This is a genomic window from Actinomadura opuntiae (assembly GCF_030283205.1).
In the GTDB taxonomy this organism is placed as follows: Bacteria; Actinomycetota; Actinomycetes; order Streptosporangiales; family Streptosporangiaceae; genus Spirillospora.
In genome coordinates, this window is record NZ_JASNWF010000021.1 from 65,819 (window position 1) to 92,285 (window position 26,467).

Below are 26,467 nucleotides of genomic sequence, written 5' to 3' on the forward strand. Positions count from 1 at the left end.
CGAGGAGGAGGAAGCGTACATGGCCCTGACCATCGGCGTGGACGTAGGCGGCACGAAGGTCGCCGCCGGCGTCGTCGACGACCGGGGAACGATCCTGGAGAAGGTCCGGCGGCCGACTCCCTCGACCAACCCCAAGGAGACCGCCGAGACCATCGCCGAGGTCGTCGACCTGCTCAAGGGCAAGTACGCGGAGGTGTCGGCGGTCGGCCTCGGCGCCGCCGGGTTCGTCGACGAGACCCGCTCCCACGTGCTGTTCGCGCCGAACCTCGCCTGGCGCGAGGAGCCGATCAGGGAGAAGGTCGAGCACCTGGTCGGGCTGCCGGTCGTGGTGGAGAACGACGGCAACGCCACCGCCTGGGGCGAGGCGAAGTTCGGCGCGGGCCGCGGCGAGAACTTCCTGGTGCTGGTGGCCCTCGGCACCGGCATCGGCGGCGGCATCATCATCAACGGCGAGCTGTACCGGGGCCGGTTCGGGATCGGCGCCGAGATGGGGCACTTCCGGGTCGTCCCGGACGGGCGCCGCTGCGGCTGCGGCAACCGCGGCTGCTGGGAGCAGTACGCCAGCGGCAACGCGCTCGTGCACGAGGCCCGCGACCTGGCGCGGGTCGCGCCGGCGATGGCGGGCCGGCTGCTGGAGCTCGGCGGCGGCCGGCCGGAGGGCATCAGCGGCCCCGAGGTGTCGCAGGCGGCCCGCGAGGGCGACAAGGCCGCGCTGGAGTGCTTCCGGACGATCGCGCATTGGGCGGGCCAGGGCCTGGCCGACCTCAGCGCGATCCTGGACCCGGGCGCGTTCATCATCGGCGGCGGCCTGTCCGACGCCGGCGACCTGCTGCTCGACCCGATCCGCGTCGCGTTCGAGGAGGCGCTGACCGGCCGCGGGCACCGTCCGCTGCCCGACATCCGGATCGCCGAGCTCGGCTCGGCCGCCGGGATCGTCGGCGCCGCCGACCTCGCCCGCGTCCGGCCCCTCCACGAGGCGCCCGTCTAGGCCCGGCGCCGTGGCGACGCCGGTGCGGGTGCTGAGCTACAACATCCGGTCCCTGCGCGACGACCCGGAGGCCGTGGCGCGCGTCGTCCGCGCGAACGACCCGGACGTGCTGTGCCTGCAGGAGGTGCCGCGGTTCTGGGGCTGGCGCGCGCAGCGGCGCCGGCTGGCGCGGGCGTGCGGGATGGACGTGGCGGCGGGCCGCCGGGCGTGCGGCCTCGCCGTCCTCGCGGCGCCGCGCGTCCGCCGGGTCCGCCGCGAGTTCCACCTGCTGACGCCGGACGAGGGCCTGCACCGCCGGGCGCTGGCGATCGCGGTGCTGGAGATCGGGCCGGCGCGGCTGATCGCGGCGAGCACCCACCTCGACCTCGCCGACGGGCCGAGGCTGCGGCACGTCCACGAGGTGCTGGCGCACCTCGACCGAGCCCGCGCCCTGTACAGCGCGCCGGTCGTGCTCGCGGGCGACATCAACGAGGAGCCCGGGGGCCCGTCCTGGACGCTGCTCACCGACCATTTCCAGGACGGCTACGCGACCGCGCCGGCGGGGGAGGAGCTCACCTTCTCCGCCCGCGACCCGCGCCGCCGCATCGACGGGGTGTTCGCCGATCCGGGCGTCGAGGTGGCGGGCTGCGGCGTTCCGCCGGACGAATCGGACGAGCCGGGCGACCACGTCCGCGCCACCGACCACCGGCCGCTGCGCGCCGACCTGCGCGTACCCGAGCTCCGCGTGCGCGAGCCGAAGGGCTAGACGACGGCGCCGTCGTCAGGGTCGCGGGGCTCGTCGCCCATCCGCAGCACCAGCGTCACGAACCCGCCGATGAACGCGGCGACGGCCAGGAACGCGGCCCAGCCGGGCACCTCCCAGTCGAGGATCACGGTGACCAGCAGGTAGACCGGGCCGCCGATCAGCGCGACCCAGGCGCCCTTGGTGAGCGGGTCCGCGCTCGGCAGCGGCGGAGGCGGCGGCGGGATGTAGTGGCCCTCCTCGTCGTCGCCGGGCGGGAACTCGGGGGCGTCGTCGGCGGGGCGGATCACCCGCGCCCGCGGCAGCCGGCCGGTGCGGTCGTCGCCCTCGCGCGGCGGCCGGGGCCGGTCGTCGATGTTCTCCTGGTCGGGCCAGGGGACCTCGTCGCCTTCCGGCGCGGTGTCGAACCCCGCGACGATCTGCGCCCAGATCGCGTCCTCGTCGAGGTCGCGGTCGCGGCCCGGCTCGTCGGCGCCGTCGCCCTTGCCGGACGCGCCGGACCCGCCCTCGGACCCGGCGTCGCCCCGCCGGCCGGACGCCGCCGCGTCGAACACGTCGAACGCCCCGTCGAACGCGCCGTCGCGCGGCCCGTCGTGGGCCCCGTCGCGGCCGGGCGACGGATCGGGCCCCGGATCGGCCAGGTCGGTCTCGGGCCGGCCGTCGCCGTCGCCGCGCACCCCGGCGTCCCGCAGCCGCGCCAGGTGCGCGCGCAGGATGCCCTCGGCGGCCGGCTTCATCTCCACGTCCACGTACAGCCGGTCCAGGACGTCGCCGACCGCGTCGCCGGCCGTCCCGGCGATCTCGGGCAGGCCGTCCGGCGACGTGGCGTAGGCCGCCACGCCCGCCTCGCCGAGCGCGGCCAGCATCGCGTCGGCCAGATGCGGGGCGAGGTCGACCAGCGGCGCGTAGGTGTCGGCGGACAGTCCATTGCCACGGCGATTCACGGGGCCGGCTCCTTCGACGACTCCGGCGTGACCGACAGCACCGGCATGGCGGCCTCCGCTCCCCCATTGAGGCGGGCGCCCGGCCTCCCGGACGACCCGAAACGTGTGTCCCACGGTATTCGCTGCGCCGCGCTGGACAAGCCCCCGGGCGCACCCGATTGAGATTTCCGGTCAGTATCCCCCGAGGGGCCGCGGCCCCCCGCCCCTCCCGGACCGACTGCGTCGCGACCACAGCCTACGGTCATCCGGCGGGACGCGCGGGACCGTCCGGCGGGACCGGGACAGTGGTGTGGGCGTGCGCCGCACGGGATGCGAAGATGTCCCATCATTACCCCCCTCGGACGGGGACTTGGACGTGCGCGCCGCAGGCACACGCGGTTCGGAGGAAGGTGTCGGCATGCTCTGGTTCTGGATCCTGCTGAGGGTCGTGCTCTCTCCCATCATGTACGGCGCGTGGTGGCCGCGGAACCGGGGCATGAAGAACGTCCCCAAGCGCGGGCCCGCCCTGCTGGCCTCCAATCACCAGTCGTTCGCCGACCACTTCTTCGGCCCGCTGCCGCTGATGCGGCCGATCTTCTTCATCGGCAAGGCCGACTACTTCACCGGCACGGGGATCAAGGGCCTGATCAGCAAGGGGTTCTTCACCGGCGTGGGGGTCGTCCCGGTCGACCGGACCGGCGGGCCCGAGGCGGACGCGGCGCTGCAGACCGGGCTGCGCATCCTCGGCGAGGGCAAGCTGCTCGGCATCTACCCCGAGGGCACCCGGGCGCCGGACGAGCGGCTGTACCGCGGCAAGACGGGGGTGGCGCGGCTCGCGCTGAAGTCCCGCGTCCCGGTGATCCCGATGGCGATGATCAACACGTTCAAGCTGATGCCGCCCGGGCAGCCGTACCCGCGCCTCGGGATCCGCCCGGGGGTGCGGTTCGGCGAGCCGATGGACTTCTCCCGCTACTTCGGCCGCGAGGACGACCGCGAGGTGCTCCGCGCGGTCACCGACGAGATCATGCAGGCGATCCGGAAGCTGTCCGGGCAGGAGTACGTCGACCGGTACGCCGCCGAGGTCAAGGCGGAGATGGACGGCAAGCCCGTCCGCCCGGTCGAGGACGGCGACGAGGGCTTCACCGAGGACTGATCCCCGGTGCCCGTGCACGAGGACCGCGCGGCCCGCGAGGAGCGCGGGCAGGACGCCGCCGCGACCGGCGCGGCCCTGGACGCGGCGCTGTGGCGGTCGGTGGCGGTGTACCGGGCGCTGGCGCTGGTGTACGCCGCCGTCGTGATCGTGAAGAACTCCGGCGGGTACGCGCGGCCGCTCGGGGGCTGGGCCGTCCTCGCGGTGCTGGCCGTCTGGACGGGCGTGGCGACGCTGGCGTACCGGGACCCGGCGCGCCGCGGATGGCCACTGCTGGCCGCCGACCTCGCCGTCGCGTTCGGGTGCATCGTCACGACCGCGTGGGTGGAGACCCCCGCGCACATCGCGGCGGGCCGCCCGACGCTGCCGGTGTCGTGGGTCGCGGCGTCCGTGCTGGCCTGGGCGGTCGCGGGCGGGCGGCGGTTCGGCGTCGCCGCCGCGCTGGTGCTCGGCGTCGCGAACCTGCTGGTGCACGCCGTCGCCGGGACGGCCGGCGGGATGGGCAACACCACCCTGAACGGCATCGTGCTGCTGCTCCTCGCCGGCCTGGTCGTCGGGCAGGTGGTGCGGCTGGCGCGGGAGGCGGAGGCGCGGCTGGCCCGGGCCGTGGAGATGGAGGCGGCGACCCGGGAGCGCGAGCGGCTGGCGCGCCGCATCCACGACTCGGTGCTGCAGGTCCTGGCGATGGTGCAGCGGCGCGGCGGCGAGGCGGGCGGCGAGGCGGCCGAGCTGGGCCGGCTGGCGGGGGAGCAGGAGGCCGCGCTGCGCGCCCTGATCGGCGCGGGCCCGTCCGCCTCCGGCCGGGTGCACGCCGCGCCGGCGCCGGGCCCTTCCGCCGGCGCCGGGCGCGGGACCGACCTGCGGCCGCTGCTGACCGGCCAGGCGTCCGCGTCGGTGACCGTGTCGACGCCGGCGACGCCGGTGACGCTGCCCGAGCACGCCGCCGCGGAGCTCGCGGCGGCGGTCGCGGCGGCGCTGGACAACGTCCGGCGGCACTGCGGCGACGGCGCCCGCGCCTGGGTCCTGCTGGAGGACGACCCCGCCGCGGTCACCGTCAGCGTCCGCGACGACGGCCCCGGCATGCCGCCCGGGCGGCTCGACGACGCCGCCGCGTCCGGCCGGCTCGGCGTCGCCCAGTCCATCCGGGGCCGCGTCCGCGACCTCGGCGGCACCGTCGCGATCGACTCGGCGCCCGGCGAGGGCACCGAGATCGAGATGACCGTGCCTCGTTCGTCCAGGTCTGTCTAAGGTGTGATGGTGAGCGAGGTTCCGTTGAGGGTCATGGTCGTCGACGACCATCCGATGTGGCGCGAGGCGGTCGCCCGCGACCTGGCCGAGGCCGGGCACGAGGTCGTCGCCACCGCCGGCGAGGGCCGCGCCGCCGTCCGGATCGCCGCCGCCGCGCGCCCTCGCGTCGCCGTCGTCGACCTGCAGCTGCCCGACATCAGCGGCGTCGAGGTCACCCGGCACCTGGCCGCCGCCGACCCGCCCGTCCGCGTGCTGGTGCTGTCGGCCAGCGGCGAGCAGCAGGACGTCCTGGAGGCGGTGAAGGCGGGCGCCACCGGATACCTGCTCAAGTCCGCCGGGCGCGAGGAGTTCCTGGACGCCGTCCGGCGCACCGCCGACGGCGACGCGGTGTTCACCCCCGGGCTGGCCGGCCTCGTCCTCGGCGAGTACCGCAGGCTCGCCGCCGCGCCCGCCCGCGAGGACGACGACGCGCCCCGGCTCACCGACCGCGAGACCGAGGTGCTGCGCCTGGTCGCGAAGGGCCTGACGTACAAGCAGATCGCCCAGCGGCTCGTCCTGTCGCACCGCACGGTGCAGAACCACGTGCAGAACACCCTGGGCAAGCTCCAGCTCCACAACCGCGTCGAACTCGTCCGCTACGCCATCGAGAAGGGCCTGGACGACGAGGAGTAGGCCGGTTCCGGCCGTGCCCGCCTCCAACTCCCGCCGGGACGCGTGCGTCTGATCCGCGACGACGACGCCGACTGACGGGAGCGTGTTCGGTGGACGAGACGCTGTGGCTCCTCGCGCTGCACTTCCTGGTCGGGCTCGCGCTGGTCGCGGTCCTGTGGCGGCAGAGATCGGCCCTGGTGCGCGGCACGCCGCCGACGCGCGACCCGCACCCGTACGAGATCGCCTACCTGCAGGGCGGGGGGCGCCACGCGATCGCCGCGTCGCTGGCGGCGCTGCGGGTGGACGGCGCGGTCGACGCCCACGGCGACGGGCGCATGACGGCGGTCCCGCCGCCGTCCGGCGCGTCGCGCACCGCCGGCCATCCGCTGGACGGCGCGGTCTTCGAAGCGATCGCGGGCGGACGCGCCGGCACGCTCGCCGAGCTGACCGCCGACACGGGCGTGTCGACCGCGCTCGACGAGCTCCGCGACGGCCTGATCGAGCAGGGGCTGCTGATCCGCCTCGGCATGCGGCCGGGTCTGTGGGCGGTCCGGTGGCTCCTGCGCGCCTGGGTGCTCGCCGGCTTCGTCTACTTCTTCCTGATCGGTGACGCCTTCGACGGCTTCCCGAAGGCCCTGATCGTGTTCGCGCCGCTCGCCGCCCTGTCCGGGGCGGCGGTCGGGCTCGCGGCCGGCCACGGCCCGACGAAGGAGGGCGAGCGGGCCGTCGCGCAGGCCAGGTCGGCCGGCCCGCACCTCGACCCGGCGCAGGGCGCCTCCTACGCCGGCCTGCCCGGCCCGGACGTCGTCATGGGCGTCGCGCTGTTCGGCACGGCCGCGCTGATGGCGTTCGACGAGATGTTCGCCCAGACGGTCGGGCTCGGCCGCTACCTCCAGCTGACCGGGGTGGCGGCGGCCTCGGGCGGGTACACGGGCTCGGCCTGCTCGGCGTCCGCGCCCGTCTGCTCGTCCGCTTCCTGCGGTGGCGGCGGTTCCGGCGGCGGCCACCATCACGGCTGCGGCGGCGGCTCCGGCGGCGGCCACCACTCCTGTGGCGGCGGCGGTGGGTGCGGGAGCAGTTGCGGCGGTGGCGGCAGCAGCTGCGGTGGCGGGAGCTGACATGGACCTGGGCGTCGGGATCGGGTGGCGGCCGGAGATCGCCGGGTTCGTGGGCGCGCTGCCCGGCCTGCGCTTCACCGAGGTGATCGCGGAGTCCGTGCACCCGGCGCACCCCGCTCCCGAACTCCTCGGACTGCGCGAGCGCGGCGCGGCGGTCGTCCCGCACGGGGTGAAGCTGTCGCTGGGCGGCGCCGAACCGGTCGCCGCCGAGCGTGTCGCGCACCTGGCCGCCTGCGCCGAGGCGCTCGGCTCACCGATGGTCAGCGAGCACGTCGCGTTCGTCCGCGCGGGCGGGATCGAGGCCGGGCACCTGCTGCCGGTGCCCCGCACCCGGGCGGCGCTGGACGCGCTCACCGCCAACATCCGCCGCACCCAGGCCGAACTGCCCGTCCCGCTGGCCGTCGAGCCCATCGCGACGCTCTTCGACTGGCCGGACGCCGAGTACACCGAAGGCGACTTCCTCACCGAACTGCTCGAACGCACCGGCGCCCTGCTCCTGCTGGACGTCGCGAACGTGTACGCCAACGCCCGCAACCGCGGCGAGGACCCCGTCCGGCTGCTCGACCGGCTGCCGCTGGAGCGCGTCGCGTACTGCCATGTCGCGGGCGGCGTCGAGCAGGGCGGCCGGTACCACGACACGCACACCGCCGCCGTCCCGCCGGACGTCCTGGACCTGATCACCGCACTGTGCGCGCGACACCGCCCGCCCGGCTTCCTGCTGGAACGCGACGGCCACTACCCGCCGATCGGCGAGATGCGCGCCGAGCTGGACGCCATCGCCGCCGCGTCCGGGCTGGCGGCCATCACATGAGCGAGTCGGGACACGCGGGGCTGGCGGCGGCGCAGGAGGCGCTAGTGCGGGCGATGGCGGCGGGCGGCCCCGTGCCCGGCGGGTTCGACGCGGACGCGGTCCAGGCCGCCGCGTACGGCATCCTGCTGAAGCGGGCCGGCGAGGTGGCGTGCGCCTGGCCCGCGCTCGCCGCCGCGTACGGCACGTCCTGGAAGGCGGAGTTCGCTGCGTGGGCGGCCGGACGCCCGACCCGGGGCTCCTTCCGCGACGGATGGGACTTCGCGCGGGCGCACCGTGACGGCCTCGCCGGGGACGCCGCGCGGGAACTGGCGCTGGCGGAGATCAGTTGGGCCTACGACGGCGCGTCCGCGCCGCGTCCCCGGCGGGCGGCGCTGCGGCGCGTCCCCGGGGGAGTGGCGGTGCGGTTCCGGGGAAGGGTCCGGACCCTCGGGCGCCCGCGGGCCTGATGCGCCGGACGGCCGGACGGCGTGCCGCGGCGCGCCCCCGGGGACTATGGTCTAGACCAATGGCGGCGCGCCGGTCCGGCCGGCGAATGCCCTGCGTGGTCATGCCCTGACTACTAGTCTGGCCGTGTGAATCGAGGGAGGAGCCCGGTGGCGGGAGAAGGAGACGGCATGCGAGTCGGAGTGCTCACCGGAGGTGGGGACTGCCCCGGCCTGAACGCGGTCATCCGCGCGGTCGTCCGCAAGGGCGTGCAGGTCTTCGGCTACGAGTTCGTGGGCTTCCGGGCCGGCTGGCGCGGGCCCCTCGAAGGCGACACCGTCGCCCTGGACGTGCAGGCCGTGCGCGGGATCCTGCCGCGCGGCGGGACGATCCTCGGCTCGTCGCGGACCAACCCGGTCAAGGTCGAGGGCGGCATCGAGCGGATCAAGGACAACCTCGCCGGCCTCGGCGTGGACGCGCTCATCGCCATCGGCGGCGAGGACACCCTCGGCGTCGCGCGCGAGCTGTACGCCAACGGCGTCAACGTCGTCGGCGTCCCCAAGACGATCGACAACGACCTCAACGCCACCGACTACACCTTCGGGTTCGACACCGCGGTGAACATCGGCATGGAGGCCGTCGACCGGCTGCACACCACCGCCGAGAGCCACCACCGCGCGCTGATCTGCGAGGTCATGGGCCGGCACGCGGGCTGGATCGCGCTGCACGTCGGCATGGCCGCCGGCGCCAACGTCATCCTGATCCCCGAGCGGCCGTTCGACATCGACAAGGTCGTCGAGTACGTCGAGAGCCGGTTCAAGACCCGCTACGCGCCGATCATCGTCGTGTCGGAGGGCGCGCACCCGATCGACGGGCAGATGCAGCTCCAGACCGGCGAGCGCGACTCGTTCGGGCACGTCCGCCTCGGCGGCATCGGCCAGGCCCTCGCCGACGAGATCGAGAAGCGCACCGGCAAGGAGGCCCGCGCCACCGTGCTCGGCCACATCCAGCGCGGCGGCACCCCGACCGCGTTCGACCGCGTCCTCGCCACCCGCTTCGGCCTGCAAGCCATCGACGCCGTCCGCGACGGCGACTACGGCAAGATGGTCGCGCTGCAGGGCACCGACATCGTCCGGGTCGGCCTCGACGAGGCCACCAAGGAGCTGAAGACCGTCCCGCTGGAGCGCTACGCCGAGGCCGAGGTCTTCTTCGGCTGAACCGGTGCCTCCCGGCGGGAACACCCTTTCCGGGTCGCGATGTTGGGTTCAGTGGGCCACACTGGAGACCGCCCCACGACCTGTTCCCGCCGGGAGGACCACGCATGACCACGCTCGAGACCGCGCCCGCGGACATCCGGGAGCAGTCCCCGGTCGACGGTGAGCCGTGCGTGCTGCTCAAGCTCGGCGAGGTCGTCCTCAAGGGCAAGAACCGCGAGCAGTTCGAGCGGCGCCTCGCCGACAACGTCCGGCAGGCCGTCCGCCCCATCGCCCGCGTCGACGTGATCCGCCGGCACGGCGTCTTCATCGTCCGCAAGCACGATGCCGACCTGGCCACCATGGAGCAGGTCGCGGCGCGGGTCACCGACGTCATGGGCATCGTCTGGGCGCACCGCGCCTGGCGGGTCGGCAAGGACGTCGCCAGCGTCGAGCGCGCCGCCCTCGAGCTCATGGACGGCCGCACCGGCACGTTCGCCGTCCGGTCCCGGCGCCGCGACAAGCGGTTCCCGCTGACCTCCATGGAACTCGACCGGCACATCGGCGCCCTCGTCGCCGACCGCTACGGCCAGCCCGTCCGGCTGAAGGACCCCGAGCACACCCTGTCGATCGAGGTCGACCGCGACGAGGTGTTCGTCTACTCCGGCGGCCTCCCCGGCCAGGGCGGCCTGCCCGTCGGGATGTCCGGCCGCGCCCTGGTGCTGATGTCCGGCGGCATCGACTCGCCCGTCGCCGCCTACCGGATGATGCGCCGCGGCCTGCGCGTCGACTACCTGCACTTCTCCGGCATGCCGTTCACCGGCCCCGAGTCGATCTACAAGGCGTACGCACTGGTCCGCGAGCTGGACAAGTTCCAGGGCGGGTCGCGGCTGTTCGTCGTCCCGTTCGGCAAGGCGCAGCAGCAGATCAAGTCGTCGGGCGCCGACCGGCTCGCCGTCATCGCCCAGCGCCGGCTGATGCTGCGCACCGGCGAGGTGCTCGCCCGCCGCCTGCGCGGCTCCGCGCTGATCACCGGCGACGCGCTCGGCCAGGTCTCCAGCCAGACCCTGGCCAACATCACCGCGCTGGACGACGCCGTCGAGCTGCCGATCCTGCGCCCCCTCGTCGGCATGGACAAGATCGAGATCATGGACCAGGCGCGCCGCATCCGCACGCTGTCCATCTCCGAGCTGCCCGACGAGGACTGCTGCACGATGCTCGCCCCGCGCCGCGCGGAGACCCGCGCCAAGATCGACGACCTCCGCCAGATCGAGAAGCGCCTCGACGTCGGCGAACTCGCCGACCAACTCGCCGACTCCGTCCAAGAGCATCGGATTTAGCTGCAGTTGATCCGGCCGATCGCTCCGGCAGGAAGCCGCAACCTGGCAGAGCCGCAGCGGAGGCACGCCCTAACCTCAGCCGCCGGCGACCGCAACGTTGCGATCGCGTGCGAAGCCAAGTTCGAGCTTGCGAGAACTTGATCGCGCAGCGAGGCCCCCAGGGCCGAGCCGGAGCGATGCAGCGATCGCACGCAGTGCCCGCCGAAGGAGGGCGCCCCAGCGCCCGACGCCAAGGGCACTGCAATCAAATACGGGTGTCGAAGTCTGTGGCTCTCGGTGGTTCGGGGCCGTTGGGGCCCATGAGGGTGATGCGTTCGATGCGGACGATGCGGAAGCGGCGGCCCGCGACGGCGATGCCGTTGCGGCGGGGCTCCTCCGTCAGCAGTTCGGCGGCCTCGGCGTAGGCGGACGCCTGGGCCTCGGCGAGGCCCTCCACGACGGGCGCCACGTCGCGCAGGTAGCCGATCAGCGAGTCGCGGGCCCGCTGCGGGGTGGCGTGCAGCCGGCCGACCGGGCGCCAGCGGCGCCTGCGCCCGGGCGGTCCCGCGGGGACGCGTTCGGCGACGGTGAACGCGGGCGCGAGCGTGACCGGGGTGAGGAACGCGCCGGACGGCTCGTTGCCGGCGCCGGCCGCCGCGTCGAGCACCTGGCACAGCAGCTCGGCGGTGGCGAGGTCGGATCCGGTGCCCTCGTCGGACAGCAGGTCGTAGGGGCGGCGGTAGGAGGCGGGGAGGGACGCGGGGCGCGGGTCGGGGTCGCTCGGGCGGGGCGGCTCGGGGCCGTCCGGGCCGGTCCGCACCAGCTGCTCGACCCGGACGATCGCGAACCGGCGGCCGTCCGCCGTCACCGCGTCGCACGGCCCGGACCGCAGCGCGTCCGCCGCCCGCCGGAACCCGTCCGCGGCCGCGCCGTCCAGCGGGGCGGCGAGGTCGTCGAGATGGTCGGCGAGCAGCTCGCGGGCGCCCTGCGGCAGCGGGTCGGGCGGGCAGACGACCTGCCAGCCGCCGCCGACCCGCTCGGCGGCGGTGAACAGCGCGCCGACCGCCACCAGGTCGGGGTAGGCGGCGAGGGACCGGCAGGCGTCCGCCAGCATCACGGCGGCGACCGGGTCGACGCCGTCGAGGTCCTCCGGGAACAGCCGGCCCCCGGCGTCGCCATCGCCCATCGTCATGCCGGACATCATCCTCGCCGCCTCCCGTTCTGGCGAGTGGTTCAGACCAATTAGTCGCTCCGGCCGCCGCGGTTCCCGTGCTTTCGCGGGCGCCGGACGGGCGCGACGAGCACGACGAGGCTGGCGGCGAGCAGGGCGAGGCCGACGCAGGCGACCGCGCCGAGGTGCTCGCCGAGCACCGCCGTGCCGAGGACCGCGGCGACGGCGGGCTCGGCGAGCGTCAGCGTCGTCGCGGTCGTGGCGGGCGTGCCGCGCAGGCCGCGCGTGAACAGCACGTAGCCGAGGCCGGTGGTGACGGCGCCGAGATAGAGCGCGGTCGCCGCGCCGGAGGCGGTGAGCAGCCACCCGGCGGACCCGGCCGCCAGGACGGGCAGCAGCAGCACCGCCGCGCCGCCGAACAGCGCCCCGGCGACCGCCCGGTCGTCCTCGCCGCGGATGATCAGGACGGACGCGGCCGTCGCGTACACCGCGTACGACAGCCCGGACAGCAGCGCCAGCGCGATGCCCGCCGGTTCGACGCCGGAGCCGTGCCCGGCGCCGACGAGCAGGGCGCAGCCGGCGACGGCGCCCGCCGTCGCGAGCGTCCAGCGGCGGGTGAGGACCGCGCGGCGCGTCGCCAGGCCGATCAGCCCGGTGAACGCGGGGGCGCTGCCGATCGTGACGACGGTGCCGACGGCCACGCCGGTCCGGGTCACCGCGACGAAGAACGCGGTCTGATAGACGGCGACCGCCACGGCGCCGAGGGCGAGCAGCGCCCGGTCGCGGCGGCCGGTGAGGAGGCGGCGCAGGCCGTCGCGGCGGGTGAGCGCGGCGAGCGCGAGCAGCAGCAGCCCGCCGATGACGATCCGGGCGGCGGCGACGGAGACGCTGGAGGCGCCGCCGCCGGCGAAGGTGCGGGCCGTCCCGGTCGTGCCCCACAGGGACGCGGCGAGCAGGATGTCGGCGTCGCCGCCGCGCGGGCGCCGGGAGGGCGCGGAGAGGCGCCGCTTGGAGGTTCTGGACGTTCTGGACGTGTGCAGTGACACGGTGGGTGCTCCTGGGCTCGAATCGGAAGAGAAGATCCGGATCCGGGGCGCAGGAGAACGCGGGCCGGGCGCGGGTGCGCCGGTCCGTCAGGACTCGTGGGGTTCCGTCACCGCGCCCCGTCAGGAGCGAGGCGGTCCGAGGTCAGGGGTCCAGTACGCCATGCCGACGACCGTACCAGCGCCGTAACACCGGTGGGGCTGCGGCGAGCCGGAGTCATGAGCCGCGTCACAGCGACGGCTCGCCGCACGTCGACGGCAGGGGTCAGGCGAGGACGGGGCCGGGGGCCGCGGTCAGGGTGCGGCCGACGATGGGAGGCAGGTCGCGCACGAGCTTGGCGAGCTCGCGCAGGTCGCCGTCCACCAGGGCCTGCGGGCCGTCGCACAGCGCGGTCTCCGGGTGCGGGTGCACGTCGATGATCACGCCGTCGGCGCCGACCGCGACGGCCGCGCGGGTCAGCGGCAGCACCAGGTCGCGGCTGCCGCCCGAGTGCGACGGGTCCACGATCACCGGCAGGTGGGACAGGCGCTGCGCCACCGGGACCGCGGAGATGTCGAGGGTGTTGCGGGTGGCCTTCTCGAACGTGCGGATGCCGCGCTCGCACAGCACGATGTCGAGGTTGCCGCGCTGCGCGACGTACTCGGCGGCCATCAGCCACTCCTCGATCGTGCCGTTCATGCCGCGCTTGAGCATCACCGGCTTGCCGGCCTCGCCGGCGGCCTGCAGCAGCGAGAAGTTCTGCGCGTTGCGGGTGCCGATCTGCAGCATGTCGGCGTAGGACGCGACGAGGTCGACGTCCCCGGCGTCCACCACCTCGGTGACGATCGGCATGCCCGTCTCCTCCCGCACGTCCGCGAGGATCCGCAGGCCGGCCTCGCCGAGGCCCTGGAAGGCGTACGGGGAGGTGCGCGGCTTGAACGCGCCGCCGCGCAGCAGGGTCGCGCCCGCCGCCTGCGCCATCTGCGCCGCGCCGAGCGTCTGCTCCGGGGTCTCCACCGCGCACGGGCCGGCGATCAGCGTCATCGTGCCGGGGCCGATCGGCACGCCGCCGACCCGCACCACCGAGCGCTCGGCGTGGTGCTCGCGGCTGACGAGCTTGTAGGGCACCGAGATCCGCACCACGTCGCGGACGCCGCGCATGGCGCGCAGGTTCAGCGAGCCGAACTGCTGGACGTCGCCGACGAGCCCGACGATGGTCCGTTCCACGCCGCGGCTGACGAACGCCTCGCCCCCCGCCGTCCCGACCAGCGAGACGACGGCCTGGATATCGGCTTCGGTGGCCTCCGGGCCCATGACGACGACCATGGTGTGCTGCCTCTCTCCATCACGCGGACCGCGCGGGATCCCGGCCGGATCCCGCGGGCGGCCCTGCAGAAACGACGAGAGCCCCGGGCCGATGGGGCCCGGGGCTCTCGTCTTGTGGTCTGTCAGCGCAACGTCTGGCAGACCAGCCGCCCGGGCTGGTCGAACCAGAAGAAATACACGGTGTTGCGCACGGACATCAGCGTAGCCGATGCGGGGAGCGCAGTCCCGCGAGCCCCCCGAATATGGCTCAGCTCACGCCGGATGGCAGGATGGCCGCGTCATGTCCCACCCCGAACAGCCCGCACCGCAGCCGCGGGACCTGCCGCCCGGCCAGTACGTCCCCCGGGGCTGGCCGGTCCTGCACTACGGACCCGTCCCGAAGTTCCGTCCCAAGGACTGGGATTTCCGGGTCTTCGGCGCGACCGCGTCGGGGGAGCAGCACCGGTGGAGCTGGGAGGAGTTCGACGCGCTGCCGAAGGCGCGGGCCGTCTCCGACTTCCACTGCGTCACCAAGTTCACGATCCCCGGCAACCGGTGGGAGGGCGTCCCCGGCACCGCGATCGTGGAGCTGGCGCCGCCCGCGCCGGACGTCACGCACGTGATGGTGTGGGCCGAGTACGGCTACAGCGCCAACATCCGGATGAGCGACTTCCTCGCCGACGGGACGATGTTCGCCACCCACCACGACGGGGAGCGGCTCACCCCCGACCACGGGTTCCCGACCCGGATCGTCGTCCCGCACCTGTACGCGTGGAAGAGCGTGAAGTGGGTCCGCGGCGTGGAGTACCTGGTCAAGGACCGCCGCGGGTTCTGGGAGGAGCGCGGCTACCACAACGTCGCCGATCCCTGGTCGGAGCAGCGGTACTCCTACCAGGAGGACGAGGGCCAGGCCCCGCCCCTGTGACCGCAGGCCCCGCCCCTGTGACCGCGGGGGAGCGCCGGCCGGCGAGGGCGCGTCGGACACCGTCGTAAATCGGCAACACGCCGTCCCGAGCGGAAGACAACCGTTACCGTACGTTGTCATGGTCCTACCGTCCGTCGCGGACATTCTGGCGGGCGCCCTCGCCGCGGGCGCCGCCGCGGCAGCCGTCGCGCTGCGCGGGCGGCTGCGGCTCCCGCGCCGCGGCCCCGCCGGCCCGGCGGAGCAGGCCGCGTTCGCGGCCCTGCACACCATCGCCCGCCTGTCGCCGCCGCTGCGGGCCGGGCTGACCCCCGACTCGGCCCGCAAGGCCGCCCGTCCCCTGCGGGCGCTGCTCGGCGCCGAGGCCGTCGCGTTCGTCGGCGTCCCGGCCGGTGACGACGACCCCTTCGCCGACGACGATCCGTATCTCGAGGACCCCGGCGAGGAGCGCGACGCGGCGGACGGCGAGCCCGCCCCCCGGCTGCTGGCCTGGGACGGCGCCGGCCGCGACGGGCACGCCGCCGACGCCGTCGGGCACACGCTGCCGGTGCTCGCCTCCGGCCGCCCCCGCGTGATCCCCCCGGAACTGCTCGGCTGCCACGACCCGCTGTGCCGCATCCGGGTCGCCATGGTCGCGCCGCTCACCATCGAGGGACGCGTCGAGGGCGCGCTCGCCGCCTACTGGACGGGGCCGTCCACCGCGCGCGTCCGCGCCGTCGGCGAGGCGGCCCGGCTGGTCACCGGCCAGCTGGAACTGGCCGGGCTGGACGCCGCCCGGATCCGGCTCGCCGAGGCCGAGATGCGGGCGCTGCGCGCGCAGATCTCCCCGCACTTCGTCTACAACTCGCTGACCACGATCGCCTCGTTCGTCCGCACCGACCCCGAGCGCGCCCGCGGCCTGCTGCTGGACTTCGCCGACTTCGCCCGCTACTCCTTCCGCAACCCGCGCGACTTCACCACGCTCGCCGACGAGCTGCGCTCCATCGACCGCTACCTGCTGCTGGAGCGGGCCAGGTTCGGCGAGCGGCTCCGGTTCGACGTGCAGGTCGCGCCCGAGGTGCTGCCGGTCGCCGTCCCGTTCCTGGCCCTGCAGCCGCTGGTGGAGAACGCGATCCGGCACGGCATGAAGGGCACCCGCGGCCCGCTGCACATCTCGATCGTGGCGCGCGACTCCGGTGCCGAGGCGGCGATCAGCGTCGAGGACGACGGCGTCGGCATGGACCCCGAACGGCTCCAGGAGATCCTCGCCGCCCCGGTCGGCCGGCCCGGCCCCACCGGATGGGGGAGCGTCGCCACCCCCGACCGGCGCGGCGGCGGGATCGGGCTCGCCAACGTCGACGAGCGGATGCGCCAGGTCTACGGAGAGGAGTACGGCCTGACCGTCGAGACAGCGCTCGGCGCCGGAACCAAGGTCAGATTGCGCGTTCCGAAGTACCGTCCGGGCGTGTTTCCGGACTGAGCGGCCCCACCGCCGCGGCTCACTCACTTTTTGGAATCGATTGCGGACAGACGGTAATCGCGGCAAAGTCGCCCTCATGCTTCACGTCCTGGCCGTCGACGATGAGCGCCCCGCCCTGGAGGAGCTGACCCATCTGCTCCGCGAGGACCCGAGGATCGGGCGGGTCACCGGCGCGGAGGACGCCTCGTCGGCGCTGCGCGACCTCAGCCGGATGCTCGTCGAGGGCGAGCGCCTGGACGCGGTGTTCCTGGACATCCGGATGCCCGGGCTCGACGGCCTGGACTTCACCCGGCTGCTGACCGGCTTCGCCGCGCCCCCGCACGTGGTGTTCGTCACCGCGCACGACGACTGCGCCGTCACCGCCTACGAGCTCGGCGCGCTCGACTACCTGCTGAAGCCGGTCCGGCCCGAGCGGCTCGCCGAGGCGGTCCGGCGGGTCGCGCGGGCGGCGCGCTGGACCGGCCCGCCGGGCGAGGACGCCCCGGGCGCCGGCGCCGACGACGAGATGATCCCGGTCGAGCTCGGCGGCCGCACCCGGCTGGTGTCGCGGCGGACCGTCACGCACGTGGAGGCGCAGGGCGACTACGTCCGGCTGCACACCGCCGACGGCGGCTACCTGGTGCGGATGCCGCTGACGGCGCTGACCAAGCGGTGGGAGGGCGCCGGGTTCATCCGGATCCACCGCAGCACGCTCGTCGCGTCCGCGCACATCACCGAGCTGCGTTTCGACGGCGGGCGGGCCGCCGTGCAGATCGGCGACGCGCTGCTGCCGGTGAGCCGCCGGCACACCCGCGAGGTCCGCGACCTGCTGGTGCGCAGGTTCCACCACGCGCCGGAGGGCGCCGGGGACGGCGGCGGCCATGACGGCGGCTGACCCGCGCGGCACGGCGCTCCCCGGCCCGCCCGCGGCCCCCGCCCGGCGCGCGGGCGGCGGCCCGGCCGCCTCCGACACCGCGGGCCAGGACGCCCCCGACGCCGACCCACCCGATACCGCCGCGGCCGCCCCGGCCCCACGCCCACGTCCCGGCCTGGACGGGGCGGAGCCGGCGCCGGACGCGGCCGATCCGCACACCGCCGCGCGCGCGGACGGGCCGCCCGATGTGCGGGCGCTCGTCAGGGCGCAGCTGCGGATCGCGCTGGAGACCGCCGCGATCGTGCTGGCCGTGGCGGCGGCGGTCCCGGCGCTGCCCGTCCTGGCGCCGGGCCTCGGCCGGATCCGGCCGTTCGGCGTCCCGCTGTCGTGGCTGCTGCCGGTCCTCGTCGTCCAGCCGCTGTGGATGCTCGCCGCCCTCCGGCACCTGCGCCGCGCCGAACGCGCCGAACGCGACCTCACGAGGCCGGCGGGCCGTCGGTGACCGCCCCGGCGGTGCCGGCCGCGCTCACCGCCCTGGCCGTCGTGCTGGCGCTGACGGCGGCCCTCGGACTGCACGGCCGCCGCGCCGCCCGCACCCCCGCCGACTTCCTGGTCGCCTCCCGCGGCGTCAGCCCGCTGTGGAACGCCACCGCGATCGGCAGCGAGTACATCTCCGCCGCCGCCTACCTCGGCACCGCCGGGCTCATCCTCGCCTACGGCGCCGACATGCTGTGGCTGCCGATCGGGGCGACCGCCGGGTACGTGTTGCTGCTGGCGTTCGTGGCCGCCCCGCTGCGCCGCTCGGGCGCCTACACGCTCTCCGACTTCGCCGAATGGCGGCTCGGATCGCGGGCCGTCCGCCGCGCCGTCACCTGCTGCGTCTGCTTCGTCGGCTGGTTCTACCTGCTGCCCCAGTTCCAGGGCGCCGGCGTGACGCTGCGGGTCCTGACCGGAGCGCCCGTGTGGACCGGCTGGGCCGTGATCGTCGCGGTGGCGCTCGCCCTCGTCGCCTCCGGCGGCATGCGCGGCATCACCGCCGTCCAGGCCGTCCAGTTCTGGGTGAAGCTGCTCGCCGTCGCGATCCCCGCCGTCGCGCTGCTGGCCTGCTGGCACCTCCACGCACCCGGCGCCCCCACCGCGGACCGGCCCATGCGCTTCGAGCACGCCACGCGCGTCCACGTCCGCACCGGCACCGCGGTGACCGTCCCCGCCGCCGTGACCGTCACCACCACGGGACGCGTCGACGGCGCCCGCCACGACGCCGCCGCGGTGCCGCTGCCCCCCGGCCGCCACACCCTCGGCGCGGGCACCGAACTGGTGTTCCCGCGCGGCGCGGCCGTCCCGCGCGCCGAACGGCTGCCCGCCCGCCAGGACGGGACGTGGCCCGCGCCGTTCGGCCGCGCGGCCGGCCACGGCGCCTACACCACCTACTCGACGCTCCTGGGCGTCCTGCTCGGGACGATGGGCCTGCCCCACATCCTGATGCGCTTCTACACCAACACCTGCGGACGGGCCGCTCGCCGCACCGCCGCGCTCGTCCCCGGCCTGCTCGCGCTCTTCTACGTCTTCCCGGCCGTCCACGGGGCGCTCGGCCGCCTCTACACCCCCGAACTGCTGATGACCGGCGACATCGACGCCACCATCCTGCTGCTCCCGGGCAGGGCGGCCCCCGGCCCCGCCGGCGCGCTGCTGACCGGCGTCGTCGCCGCCGGCGCGTTCGCCGCGTTCATCTCCACCTCCTGCGGGCTCGTCATGGCCATCGCCGGGACGGTCACCCAGCGGATGCGGCACCGCGACGGCGTCACCGCGTTCCGGATCGGCGTGGTGCTCGCGCTGGCCGCGCCGCTCGCCGCGCTCCCCGGCATCGCCCCGCACGACGCCGCCGACCTCGTCACCACCGCGCTGTGCGTGTCGGCGTGCTCGCTGTGCCCGCTGCTCGTCCTCGGCATCTGGTGGCGCGGCCTCACCGCCGCCGGAGCCTGCGCCGGCGTCGTCACCGGCGGCGGGCTCGCGGTCGCCGCCGGCGTCACCCGGCTCGCGTCCGCCCCGCGGACGGGCTGGGCCGCGGCACTGCTCGCCCAGCCCACCCTCGCCGTCGCCCCCGCCGCGTTCGCCGCCATGATCGCGGTGTCGCTGCTCACCCGCCGCCGCGCCCCCCGCCGCACGGACCGCGCCATGGCCCGGCTGCACCTCCCCGAACACGCCGCCGCCCGCTGAGAACCCGGCGAACCGGACGCGACACCGTCCCGTGATTTTCCTTCGGAACCGCTCACCGCCGTGTGGACCGTTCCTGGACACCGCCGCGCCCGCTCGTCGCGCGAAACCGACCGCCCGCCGTGCAACTACTCTCCGCACATCTATGACTACGAACCGTTTACCGAGCCTTGTGCTTCCCGGGTGCCGAACGGAGGCATCAGACCTCTAGTGTTCTCAGTGGCACCACACGCCACACCGCTCCGGAGGAGCGGGCGACGGACCGGACGGCCCCACCGTCCACCGCCGCGAAACCTCCCACAAAAGCAAATCCGGAGATCCGGCGAACGCCAGTCGAACGCCGGATCGTGAGTCGCCGGGTCCCGTACCGGGGGGGTGGGACCCGACGACCTGTGGCTCGGGCGCCGTTGGACAGTCGGGGGGTTGTTCAGCGGCGCCCGAGTCCTATTTATTGCATTGCCCTTGGCGTCAGGCCCTAGAGGGCCTTCCTTCGGCGGGCAATGCGGCGATCGCTGCATCGCTTCGACTCGGCCCTGGGGGCCTCGCTTCGCGATCAGATTCTTGCTTCGCTCGAATCTGGCTTCGCACGCGATCGCAACGTTCCGGTCGTTGGGGGCTTGGGTTACGGACGATCGTCTGGCGGTCCGTTGTGGCTGATGCCTCCGGCTGGGGTCGTCCGCTAGTCGCCTCTTTGGGTTTTCAGGGTGGTGATGTCTTTGGCGTGGGGGGCGGGGGCTCGGCCGGGGGTCTCGATGATGAGGGGGACGCCGGCCGCGGCGGGGTGGCGGAGGAGGTCGCCGAACGGGCGCTCGCCGATCTGGCCGGCGCCGATGTTCTCGTGGCGGTCCTTGGCGGAGCCGCAGGCGTCCTTGGAGTCGTTGGCGTGGACCAGCTTCAGGCGGCCCTCGCCGACGGTCGCGACCAGCGCGTCGATGGTGTCCTTGACGCCGCCGGGGGCGGCGAGGTCGTGGCCGGCGGCGAACGCGTGGCAGGTGTCGAAGCAGACGCCGAGCTTCGGATGGTGCTCGAGCCGCTCGAAGAACGGGCCGAGGTCCTGGACCTTCGCACACAGCATCTTTCCCTGGCCCGCCATCGGCTCCAGGAGGAGGTCGGGGCCGTCCTCGGGGATCTCCTCCAGCAGCGGGAGCACGTGCTCGTGGATCTGGGCCATGGCCGCGTCGTAGCTCTGGCTGACGGCGGAGCCGGTGTGGACGACCACGCCGCGGGCGCCGATCGCGCGGCCCCGGACCAGGGAGTGCCGGACGGTCGAGATCGACTTGGCGAGGGTCTCCTCGCTGGGCGAGCCGAAGTTGACCAGGTACGGGGCGTGCACGTAGACGGGCACGTCGGTGCGCGCGAGGAGCTTGGCGTCCTCGGCCGGCCTGCCCTCGGGCAGCGCCCAGCCGCGCGGGTTGGAGACGAACACCTGGATCGCCTCGGCGCCGATCTCGGCGGCGTACTTCAGGCCGCCGGTGGCGAGCCCGCCGGCCACGGGAACATGCGCCCCGACGGGGCTCTGCGGTGCGGTCATAGCCCGTCCAGCCTAGTCGCCGGGCGCGGGTGGACGGGCCGGTCAGGGGCCCTTCACCAGGGTGACGGTGGAGCCGCGCGGCGCCTCGCCGTCGCTCGGGCTCTGGAACCGGACGGTGTTGCCGCCGAAGCCGGTGACGTTCACCTGGAACCCGGAGTCCTCCAGGGCCTTCCTGGCGTCCGGGACGCTGCGGCCGGTCACGTTCGGGACCGGGATGTTCTGCTGCGGGTCGCCGTCGTTGCAGCCGATGTGCACCCCGCCGACGTTCACCAGGCAGTCGCGCTCGTTGACCACGAGGGTGACGTCGTCGCCGCGGGACACGCCGGTGCCCTCGGACGGGTCCTGGCTGATCACGGTGTCGGCGGGCTTGCCGTCGACCTTCTTCTTCGTGACCTTGACGTTCAGGCCCATCGAGCGCAGCTGGTTGGCGGCCGTGTCGCCGTCGTCGCCGACGACGTTCGGCATCGACATGCCGCTGCTGACGACGACGTCGACGGGCTTGTCGGGGGACAGCTTCTCGCCCGCGTCCGGATCGGTGCCGATGACCTTGCCCTTGCCGACCCGCTGGGACGGCGCGGTGCTGGTCCTGCCGACGGTGAAGCCCTTGCTCTGCAGGGCCTGCTTCGCGTCGTCGAGCGACTTGCCCGACACGTCCGGGATCTCGCGGGGCGTGATGCCCTTGGACGGTGTCAGCGTGACGGTCTCGCCCTTGGCGACGCGGGCCCCGGCGGGCGGGTCGCTCCTGGCGACCATGCCCTTGTGGACGTGGTCGTCGTAGACGGCGGTGGCGACCCGCACGTCCAGGCCGGCGTGGTCGAGCTCGCGCTGGGCGTCCGCGACCTTCATCCCGATGATCTGGGACGGGACGTGGTCGTACTGGCCGGACGTCTGGTACCAGACGGCCCAGCCGAGGATCACCGCGGCGATTGCGCCGATGGCGATCAGCACGTACTTGCCGGTGAGCGCGCCGAGCGCCCGGTCGGTGCGGGAGCGCGGGACCCGGCCCCCCGGGAGCGTCTCGGGCGGCAGGGTGCTCGCGTCCATGACGGCGGTGCGGCCCTGCGGCGGCGCCGGGGGCGGCGACTCCAGCACGCTGGTGGCGTTGCGGGACGCCTCCTCCATCCGGCGGTCGAAGTCGCGCGGCAGCCCGCCGTAGACCTCGGCGACCTCCGCGAGGTACTGGTTGGCGTCCTCCGGCCGGCGGGACGGGTCGTGGGCCGTGGCGTCGGTGACCAGCTCGTCCACCCGCCGCGGGATGCCCGGCACGACGCCGGACGGCGGCGGGACGACCTCGTTGACGTGCTTGTAGGCGACCGCGAGCGGCGTGTCGGCCACGTGCGGGAGCCGCCCGGTGAGCAGCTCGAACAGCATGATCCCGGCGGCGTAGACGTCGGAGCGGACGTCGGCGCGGCCGGCCATCACCTGCTCCGGCGCGAGGTAGCCGACCGTGCCGATGATCATGCCGGTCTTGGTCATCTTGCTCGCGGTCTCGGCCCGGGCGAGCCCGAAGTCGGCGACCTTGACCGTGCCGTCCTCGCAGATCAGCACGTTCTCCGGCTTGACGTCCCGGTGCACCAGCCCGGCCCGGTGCGCGGCGCCGAGGGCCGCCAGCACCGGCTGCATGACCTCCAGGGCGGAGCGCGGGCCGAGCCGGCCGAGCTCGGTGAGCGCGTCGCGCAGCGTCCGGCCGGGGACGTACTCCATCACCAGGAAGACGTGCTCGCCGTCGGAGCGCTGGTCGTAGACGGCGACGACGTTGGGGTGGGAGAGCGCCGCCGCGGCCTTGGCCTCGCCGATGAAGCGGGCGACGAAGTCCTCGTCGGAGGCGAGCCCGGCGTGCATCACCTTGATCGCGACCGTGCGGTCGAGCCGGATGTCGCGGGCCACGTACACGGTGGCCATGCCGCCGCGCGCGATCCGGGACTCAATGCGGTAGCGCCCGTCGAGCACCTGCCCGACGAGTGGATCTGCAACCGACGTGTCCATCGGTGCGAGTTTACGGGCGAATGACGGATGTTCTCATCACTCGGGAGTATGAGCATCGATGAGCCCCGGGTCGGATCCGGCGGCGGCGGCCGCCGCCACGGGGTCCGCCGGGACGGCCGGAGCGGCGCGGCGGAGGCCGCGGGTGCTGCGGGAGACGGCGACGCCGGCCAGGCACAGGACGCCGCCGGCCAGCGTGATCAGCCCGGGCACCTCGTCGAGGAACAGCCACGACATCGCCACCACGAGCGCGGGCGCCGCGTAGGTGGTGGCGCCCATCTTCCCGGCGGACGTGCGGGCCAGCGCGTAAGCCCAGGTGGTGAAGGCGATCGCGGTGGGGAAGACGCCGAGGTAGACCATGTTCAGGGTCGCGCCGGCCGGGGCGTGCGCGGCCTGCGAGACCAGCTGCGGCGCGAACGGCAGGCACGCGATGGCGCCGATGGCGCAGGCCCACGTGGTGAACTGCAGCGGCGAGGCGTGCCGGAGCGCGGGCTTCTGGCTGACGACGCCGAACGCGTAGGTCACGGCGGCGACCAGGCACAGCAGCACGCCGCCGACCGAGGCGCTCCCGTCCCCGGACATCGACAGCCCCACGACGGCGGCGCCCGCGAACGAGACCGCCATGCCGGCCAGCAGCCGGGGCGCGAACCCCTCCTTGAGCAGCCAGCCGCCGAGCAGCGCGATCAGGATCGGGCCGATGTTGACGACGAGGGCCGCGGTGCCGGCGTCCACGAGCCGCTCGCCCCAGTTCAGCGCGACCATGTAGGCGCCGAACCACAGCACGCCCGCGGCGACGATGCCGGGCCAGGCGCCCCTCGGCGGCAGGCCCTCGCGCCGGACGAGGCAGAACGCGGCGAGGACGACGGTCCCGGACAGGAGCCGGCCGAGGGCGAGGGCGCCGGGCCCGTACTCGTCGCCGGCGCTGCGGATCGCGACGAACGCCGACGCCCACAGCACGACCGTGACGGCCGCCGCCGCGACGGCGAGCCGGTCGACGCCCGTTCGCCGGGCACTGCCCTGTTGCATGTCACGCACCTTAGGGTCGGAACGTTTCCAGGAACACCGAAGGGCCGTGCGCGGTTGCGGGCGGGCCTTCGGTGGACGCCCCTCAGTCTGGGGACGCCCACCGTTCAGGTCCAGCGAATATTTCTTCAGCCGAAGCTTTAGCGTTGCTTCAGCCGGGCCCGGGTCAGAGCGAGGCGAGGCCCTCGAAGGGCGAGGACGCCTGCGCGTAGCGGCGCTTGGGGATCCGGCCCGCCAGCCGCGCCAGCCGGCCGCCCTCGACGGCGTGCCGCATCGCCGCCGCCATCCGGGCCGGGGACTGCGCGCGGGTCACGGCGGTCGCCAGCAGCACCGCGTCGCAGCCCAGCTCCATCGCCAGCGCCGCGTCGGAGGCGGTGCCGAGCCCCGCGTCCAGGATCACCGGGACCTCCGCCCGCTCGACGATCAGCTCGATGTTGTGCGGGTTGCGGATGCCGAGCCCCGACCCGATCGGCGAGCCGAGCGGCATGACCGCCGCGCAACCGATCTGCTCCAGCCGGTGCGCGAGCACCGGGTCGTCGTTGGTGTAGGGCAGCACGGTGAAGCCGTCGTCGACGAGCTGCTCGGCGGCCTCGACCAGCTCGATCGGGTCCGGCAGCAGGGTCCGCTCGTCCGCGATCACCTCGAGCTTGACCCAGGTGGTGCCGAGGGCCTCGCGGGCCATCTTCGCGGTCAGCACGGCCTCGCCGGCGGTGAAGCAGCCCGCGGTGTTCGGCAGCACCCGGATGCCGCAGTCGGCGAGCACGTCCAGCACCGAACCGCGCGCGGACGGGTCGACCCGCCGCATCGCGACCGTGGTCAGCGCCGTCCCCGACGCGGTGAGCGCCTCGCGCAGCACGTGCATGCTGGGCGCGCCGCCCGTGCCCATGATCAGCCGCGAGCCGATCTCCTCGCCGGCGATCACCAGGGCGTCGGTCTCGTTCGTCGTGTCCCGTGTCACCGGTCAGCCTCCCTGTACCGCGGTCAGCACCTCGAGGCGGTCCGCCTCGCGCAGCGTCGTCGCCTCCCACGCCGACCGCCGGACGACCTCGTCGTTCAGCGCGGCGGCCACCCCGGACGCGGCGGTGGTCACCGACGCGACGGCCTGCGCCACCGACGCGCCGTCGGGCAGCTCGCGCGGCTCTCCATTGACGGTGATCTTCATTTCTGCACGACCTTCATCACTGCGGCTCGGGGGCGAAGCGGGCGGGGGAGAACGGGGCGGCCACGTCCGGGACGGGCCCGTCCAGCAGCATCGCGGCCAGGGCGTCGGCGCTGACGGGCGCGAGCAGGACGCCGTTGCGGAAGTGCCCGGTGCCGAGGAGGAGGCCGGGCAGCGCGGTGGGGCCCATCAGCGGCGCGTTGTCCGGGGAGCCGGGCCGCAGCCCGGCGTTGACCTCGGCGAACTCCAGCTCGGTGATGCCGGGCAGCAGCTCGCGGGCGTCCCGCAGCAGCTCCCACAGGCCGCCCGCGGTGACGCGCGTGTCGAAGCCCAGCTCCTCCTGCGTCGCGCCGATGACGATCTCGCCGTCCGCTCGCGGCACCAGGTACACCGACGAGCCGCGCACCACGCCGCGGGTGGTGCGCCGCAGGAACGGCACCGGCGTGCGGAGCCGGATCACCTGGCCCTTGACCGGCCGGACGGGTGGAACGGTCCCGGCGGGCAGGCCCTCCAGGTCGCCCGACCACGGCCCGGCGGCCAGCAGCACCCTGTCCGCGCCGATCTCGGTGCCGTCGTCCAGCCGGACCCCGGCGGCGGCGTCGTGCTCGACGAGCACGCCCCGCGCCCGCCGCCGCACCAGCCGGACGCCCAGCCGCTCGCCCGCCGCCAGCAGCGCCGCGGCGAGCCGACGCGGGTCGACCGAGCCGTCCTCGGGGGCGAGCAGGCCGCCGCGCACGCCGGGCGCGAGCATCGGCTCGGCCCTGCGGCACTCGCGGCCGCTCAGCGGCTCGACGGGGATGCCGAGCTCCTCCTGGAAGGCGCGCAGGTCGTCCAGGATCTTCAGGTCGTCGGAGTCGAACGCGACCTGGAGCGTTCCGTCGTCGCGGTAGCCGGTCTCCAGGCCGGTGGCCTCGGCGAGCTCGGCGGCGAACGCGCCGTAGCGGTCGCGGGAGGCCAGGCCGAGGCGCAGCAGCGGCTCCTCGCCGTAGGTCAGCTCGCTGACCGGGGTGAGCATGCCGGCCGCCACCGACGACGCGCCGCTCGCGGGCGCCGGGTCGACCAGGGTCACGGCGGCGCCGCCCTGCGCGGCCCGCCACGCGGTGGCCAGCCCGATGACCCCGGCCCCGATGATCACGATTCGCACTGCGCGCTCCCTTCGCCGGCATGATCCGGATCAGGTCGTGGCGGTCGGCGGCCCGCTCAGCCGCCCTCTCAGCCCGGTCGCACCGGACTCCCGCGCCCTGTTGTGTTGTAGATG

The 26,467-nt window shown here is 74.8% G+C and carries 25 protein-coding genes; 15 read left to right on the forward strand and 10 right to left on the reverse strand.

From position 1 onward, the window contains the following. Positions 1–19: 19 nt before the first annotated feature. Positions 20–988, forward strand: a complete 969-nt coding sequence (locus QP089_RS37090) for an ROK family glucokinase (protein WP_285918340.1) — start codon at positions 20–22, stop codon at positions 986–988. 10 nt (positions 989–998) lie between these two features. After that, positions 999–1,733, forward strand: a complete 735-nt coding sequence (locus QP089_RS37095; protein WP_285918341.1) for an endonuclease/exonuclease/phosphatase family protein — start codon at positions 999–1,001, stop codon at positions 1,731–1,733. On the opposite strand, the gene QP089_RS37100 is transcribed toward QP089_RS37095, so the two are convergent. Beyond that, positions 1,730–2,674, reverse strand: a complete 945-nt coding sequence (locus QP089_RS37100) for a hypothetical protein (RefSeq protein ID WP_285918343.1) — start codon at positions 2,672–2,674, stop codon at positions 1,730–1,732. The genes QP089_RS37095 and QP089_RS37100 overlap by 4 nt on opposite strands. A gap of 397 nt (positions 2,675–3,071) precedes the next feature. Between QP089_RS37100 and QP089_RS37105 the strand changes: the two genes are divergently transcribed. The 8 genes from QP089_RS37105 to thiI all read left to right on the forward strand — a co-directional run bounded on the left by QP089_RS37105 (position 3,072) and on the right by thiI (position 10,587). Continuing rightward, positions 3,072–3,806, forward strand: coding sequence for a lysophospholipid acyltransferase family protein (locus QP089_RS37105; protein WP_285918345.1), 735 nt, complete (start codon positions 3,072–3,074; stop codon positions 3,804–3,806). A gap of 6 nt (positions 3,807–3,812) precedes the next feature. Next, a complete protein-coding gene (gene macS / locus QP089_RS37110) occupies positions 3,813–5,051 on the forward strand; it encodes a MacS family sensor histidine kinase (protein ID WP_446474116.1) in 1,239 nt (412 codons plus the stop codon). Positions 5,052–5,057: 6 nt separating this feature from the next. Next, positions 5,058–5,723: a response regulator gene (locus QP089_RS37115; protein WP_285918347.1), complete on the forward strand. Its 666-nt coding sequence runs from the start codon at positions 5,058–5,060 to the stop codon at positions 5,721–5,723. Positions 5,724–5,812: 89 nt separating this feature from the next. After that, positions 5,813–6,820, forward strand: a complete 1,008-nt coding sequence (locus QP089_RS37120; RefSeq protein WP_285918349.1) for a TIGR04222 domain-containing membrane protein — start codon at positions 5,813–5,815, stop codon at positions 6,818–6,820. A 1-nt stretch (position 6,821) separates the two neighbouring features. After that, entirely contained in the window at positions 6,822–7,631 is an 810-nt protein-coding gene (locus QP089_RS37125; protein WP_285918350.1) for an MbnB/TglH/ChrH family RiPP precursor modification enzyme, read from the forward strand. Next, the gene (locus QP089_RS37130) at positions 7,628–8,077 is read left to right on the forward strand and encodes an SCO6045 C-terminal-like domain-containing protein (protein ID WP_285918351.1); all 450 of its coding nucleotides are present in this window, start codon (positions 7,628–7,630) and stop codon (positions 8,075–8,077) included. Before QP089_RS37125 ends, QP089_RS37130 begins: the two co-directional genes overlap by 4 nt. 168 nt (positions 8,078–8,245) lie before the next feature. Then, on the forward strand, positions 8,246–9,271 hold the full coding sequence (locus tag QP089_RS37135) for a 6-phosphofructokinase (protein ID WP_285918353.1): 1,026 nt from the start codon (positions 8,246–8,248) through the stop codon (positions 9,269–9,271). Between the two features lie 104 nt (positions 9,272–9,375). Next, complete coding sequence (gene thiI, locus QP089_RS37140; protein WP_285918355.1) at positions 9,376–10,587, forward strand: tRNA uracil 4-sulfurtransferase ThiI; 1,212 nt, start codon at positions 9,376–9,378, stop codon at positions 10,585–10,587. A gap of 244 nt (positions 10,588–10,831) precedes the next feature. Here the strand turns inward: thiI and QP089_RS37145 are convergent, their stop codons facing one another. From QP089_RS37145 to aroF, 3 genes are all read right to left on the reverse strand, one after another. Further along, positions 10,832–11,758: a DUF5954 family protein gene (locus QP089_RS37145; protein WP_285918357.1), complete on the reverse strand. Its 927-nt coding sequence runs from the start codon at positions 11,756–11,758 to the stop codon at positions 10,832–10,834. Between the two features lie 50 nt (positions 11,759–11,808). Further along, on the reverse strand, positions 11,809–12,783 hold the full coding sequence (locus QP089_RS37150; RefSeq protein WP_285918358.1) for a DMT family transporter: 975 nt from the start codon (positions 12,781–12,783) through the stop codon (positions 11,809–11,811). Between the two features lie 262 nt (positions 12,784–13,045). After that, positions 13,046–14,086, reverse strand: coding sequence for a 3-deoxy-7-phosphoheptulonate synthase (aroF, locus tag QP089_RS37155; protein WP_285918360.1), 1,041 nt, complete (start codon positions 14,084–14,086; stop codon positions 13,046–13,048). Positions 14,087–14,366: 280 nt separating this feature from the next. Here aroF and QP089_RS37160 point away from each other — a divergent pair, with 280 nt between their 5' ends. The 5 genes from QP089_RS37160 (at position 14,367) to QP089_RS37180 (ending at position 19,516) form a co-directional block, all read left to right on the forward strand. Next, positions 14,367–14,990, forward strand: a complete 624-nt coding sequence (locus QP089_RS37160; RefSeq protein WP_285918361.1) for a sulfite oxidase-like oxidoreductase — start codon at positions 14,367–14,369, stop codon at positions 14,988–14,990. A gap of 118 nt (positions 14,991–15,108) precedes the next feature. After that, positions 15,109–16,446 carry a histidine kinase gene (locus tag QP089_RS37165; RefSeq protein WP_285918363.1) on the forward strand — a complete coding sequence of 446 codons (1,338 nt, stop codon included), beginning with the start codon at positions 15,109–15,111 and terminating at the stop codon, positions 16,444–16,446. 76 nt (positions 16,447–16,522) lie between these two features. Beyond that, positions 16,523–17,320: a LytR/AlgR family response regulator transcription factor gene (locus QP089_RS37170; protein WP_285918365.1), complete on the forward strand. Its 798-nt coding sequence runs from the start codon at positions 16,523–16,525 to the stop codon at positions 17,318–17,320. Beyond that, on the forward strand, positions 17,307–17,801 hold the full coding sequence (locus QP089_RS37175) for a hypothetical protein (RefSeq protein WP_285918367.1): 495 nt from the start codon (positions 17,307–17,309) through the stop codon (positions 17,799–17,801). Before QP089_RS37170 ends, QP089_RS37175 begins: the two co-directional genes overlap by 14 nt. Further along, positions 17,798–19,516, forward strand: a complete 1,719-nt coding sequence (locus QP089_RS37180) for a sodium/solute symporter (protein ID WP_285918369.1) — start codon at positions 17,798–17,800, stop codon at positions 19,514–19,516. Before QP089_RS37175 ends, QP089_RS37180 begins: the two co-directional genes overlap by 4 nt. Before the next feature lie 676 nt (positions 19,517–20,192). Here the strand turns inward: QP089_RS37180 and QP089_RS37185 are convergent. The 6 genes from QP089_RS37185 to thiO form a co-directional block, all read right to left on the reverse strand. Continuing rightward, positions 20,193–21,044, reverse strand: a complete 852-nt coding sequence (locus QP089_RS37185) for a deoxyribonuclease IV (RefSeq protein WP_285918371.1) — start codon at positions 21,042–21,044, stop codon at positions 20,193–20,195. 42 nt (positions 21,045–21,086) lie between these two features. Next, entirely contained in the window at positions 21,087–23,030 is a 1,944-nt protein-coding gene (gene pknB, locus QP089_RS37190; RefSeq protein WP_285918373.1) for a Stk1 family PASTA domain-containing Ser/Thr kinase, read from the reverse strand. 36 nt (positions 23,031–23,066) lie between these two features. After that, entirely contained in the window at positions 23,067–24,053 is a 987-nt protein-coding gene (locus tag QP089_RS37195; protein WP_285918375.1) for a DMT family transporter, read from the reverse strand. A 163-nt stretch (positions 24,054–24,216) separates the two neighbouring features. After that, the gene (locus QP089_RS37200) at positions 24,217–25,008 is read right to left on the reverse strand and encodes a thiazole synthase (protein WP_285918377.1); all 792 of its coding nucleotides are present in this window, start codon (positions 25,006–25,008) and stop codon (positions 24,217–24,219) included. Positions 25,009–25,011: 3 nt separating this feature from the next. After that, positions 25,012–25,212, reverse strand: a complete 201-nt coding sequence (thiS, locus tag QP089_RS37205) for a sulfur carrier protein ThiS (RefSeq protein WP_285918379.1) — start codon at positions 25,210–25,212, stop codon at positions 25,012–25,014. 16 nt (positions 25,213–25,228) lie between these two features. After that, positions 25,229–26,353 (reverse strand): glycine oxidase ThiO, encoded by a 1,125-nt coding sequence (gene thiO / locus QP089_RS37210; protein ID WP_285918381.1) that lies wholly within the window; start codon positions 26,351–26,353, stop codon positions 25,229–25,231. Positions 26,354–26,467 lie beyond the last annotated feature (114 nt).

Coding starts and splice junctions, on each gene's coding strand:
- pknB (WP_285918373.1), bottom strand. CDS start 23,030: ATGGACACGTCGGTTGCAGATCCACTCGTCGGGCAGGTGCTCGACGGG.
- QP089_RS37135 (WP_285918353.1), top strand. CDS start 8,246: ATGCGAGTCGGAGTGCTCACCGGAGGTGGGGACTGCCCCGGCCTGAAC.
- QP089_RS37125 (WP_285918350.1), top strand. CDS start 6,822: ATGGACCTGGGCGTCGGGATCGGGTGGCGGCCGGAGATCGCCGGGTTC.
- QP089_RS37130 (WP_285918351.1), top strand. CDS start 7,628: ATGAGCGAGTCGGGACACGCGGGGCTGGCGGCGGCGCAGGAGGCGCTA.
- QP089_RS37195 (WP_285918375.1), bottom strand. CDS start 24,053: ATGCAACAGGGCAGTGCCCGGCGAACGGGCGTCGACCGGCTCGCCGTC.
- aroF (WP_285918360.1), bottom strand. CDS start 14,086: ATGGTCGTCGTCATGGGCCCGGAGGCCACCGAAGCCGATATCCAGGCC.
- QP089_RS37115 (WP_285918347.1), top strand. CDS start 5,058: ATGGTGAGCGAGGTTCCGTTGAGGGTCATGGTCGTCGACGACCATCCG.
- QP089_RS37090 (WP_285918340.1), top strand. CDS start 20: ATGGCCCTGACCATCGGCGTGGACGTAGGCGGCACGAAGGTCGCCGCC.
- QP089_RS37160 (WP_285918361.1), top strand. CDS start 14,367: ATGTCCCACCCCGAACAGCCCGCACCGCAGCCGCGGGACCTGCCGCCC.
- QP089_RS37185 (WP_285918371.1), bottom strand. CDS start 21,044: ATGACCGCACCGCAGAGCCCCGTCGGGGCGCATGTTCCCGTGGCCGGC.
- thiI (WP_285918355.1), top strand. CDS start 9,376: ATGACCACGCTCGAGACCGCGCCCGCGGACATCCGGGAGCAGTCCCCG.
- thiS (WP_285918379.1), bottom strand. CDS start 25,212: ATGAAGATCACCGTCAATGGAGAGCCGCGCGAGCTGCCCGACGGCGCG.
- QP089_RS37170 (WP_285918365.1), top strand. CDS start 16,523: ATGCTTCACGTCCTGGCCGTCGACGATGAGCGCCCCGCCCTGGAGGAG.
- QP089_RS37145 (WP_285918357.1), bottom strand. CDS start 11,758: ATGACGATGGGCGATGGCGACGCCGGGGGCCGGCTGTTCCCGGAGGAC.
- QP089_RS37105 (WP_285918345.1), top strand. CDS start 3,072: ATGCTCTGGTTCTGGATCCTGCTGAGGGTCGTGCTCTCTCCCATCATG.
- QP089_RS37175 (WP_285918367.1), top strand. CDS start 17,307: ATGACGGCGGCTGACCCGCGCGGCACGGCGCTCCCCGGCCCGCCCGCG.
- QP089_RS37165 (WP_285918363.1), top strand. CDS start 15,109: ATGGTCCTACCGTCCGTCGCGGACATTCTGGCGGGCGCCCTCGCCGCG.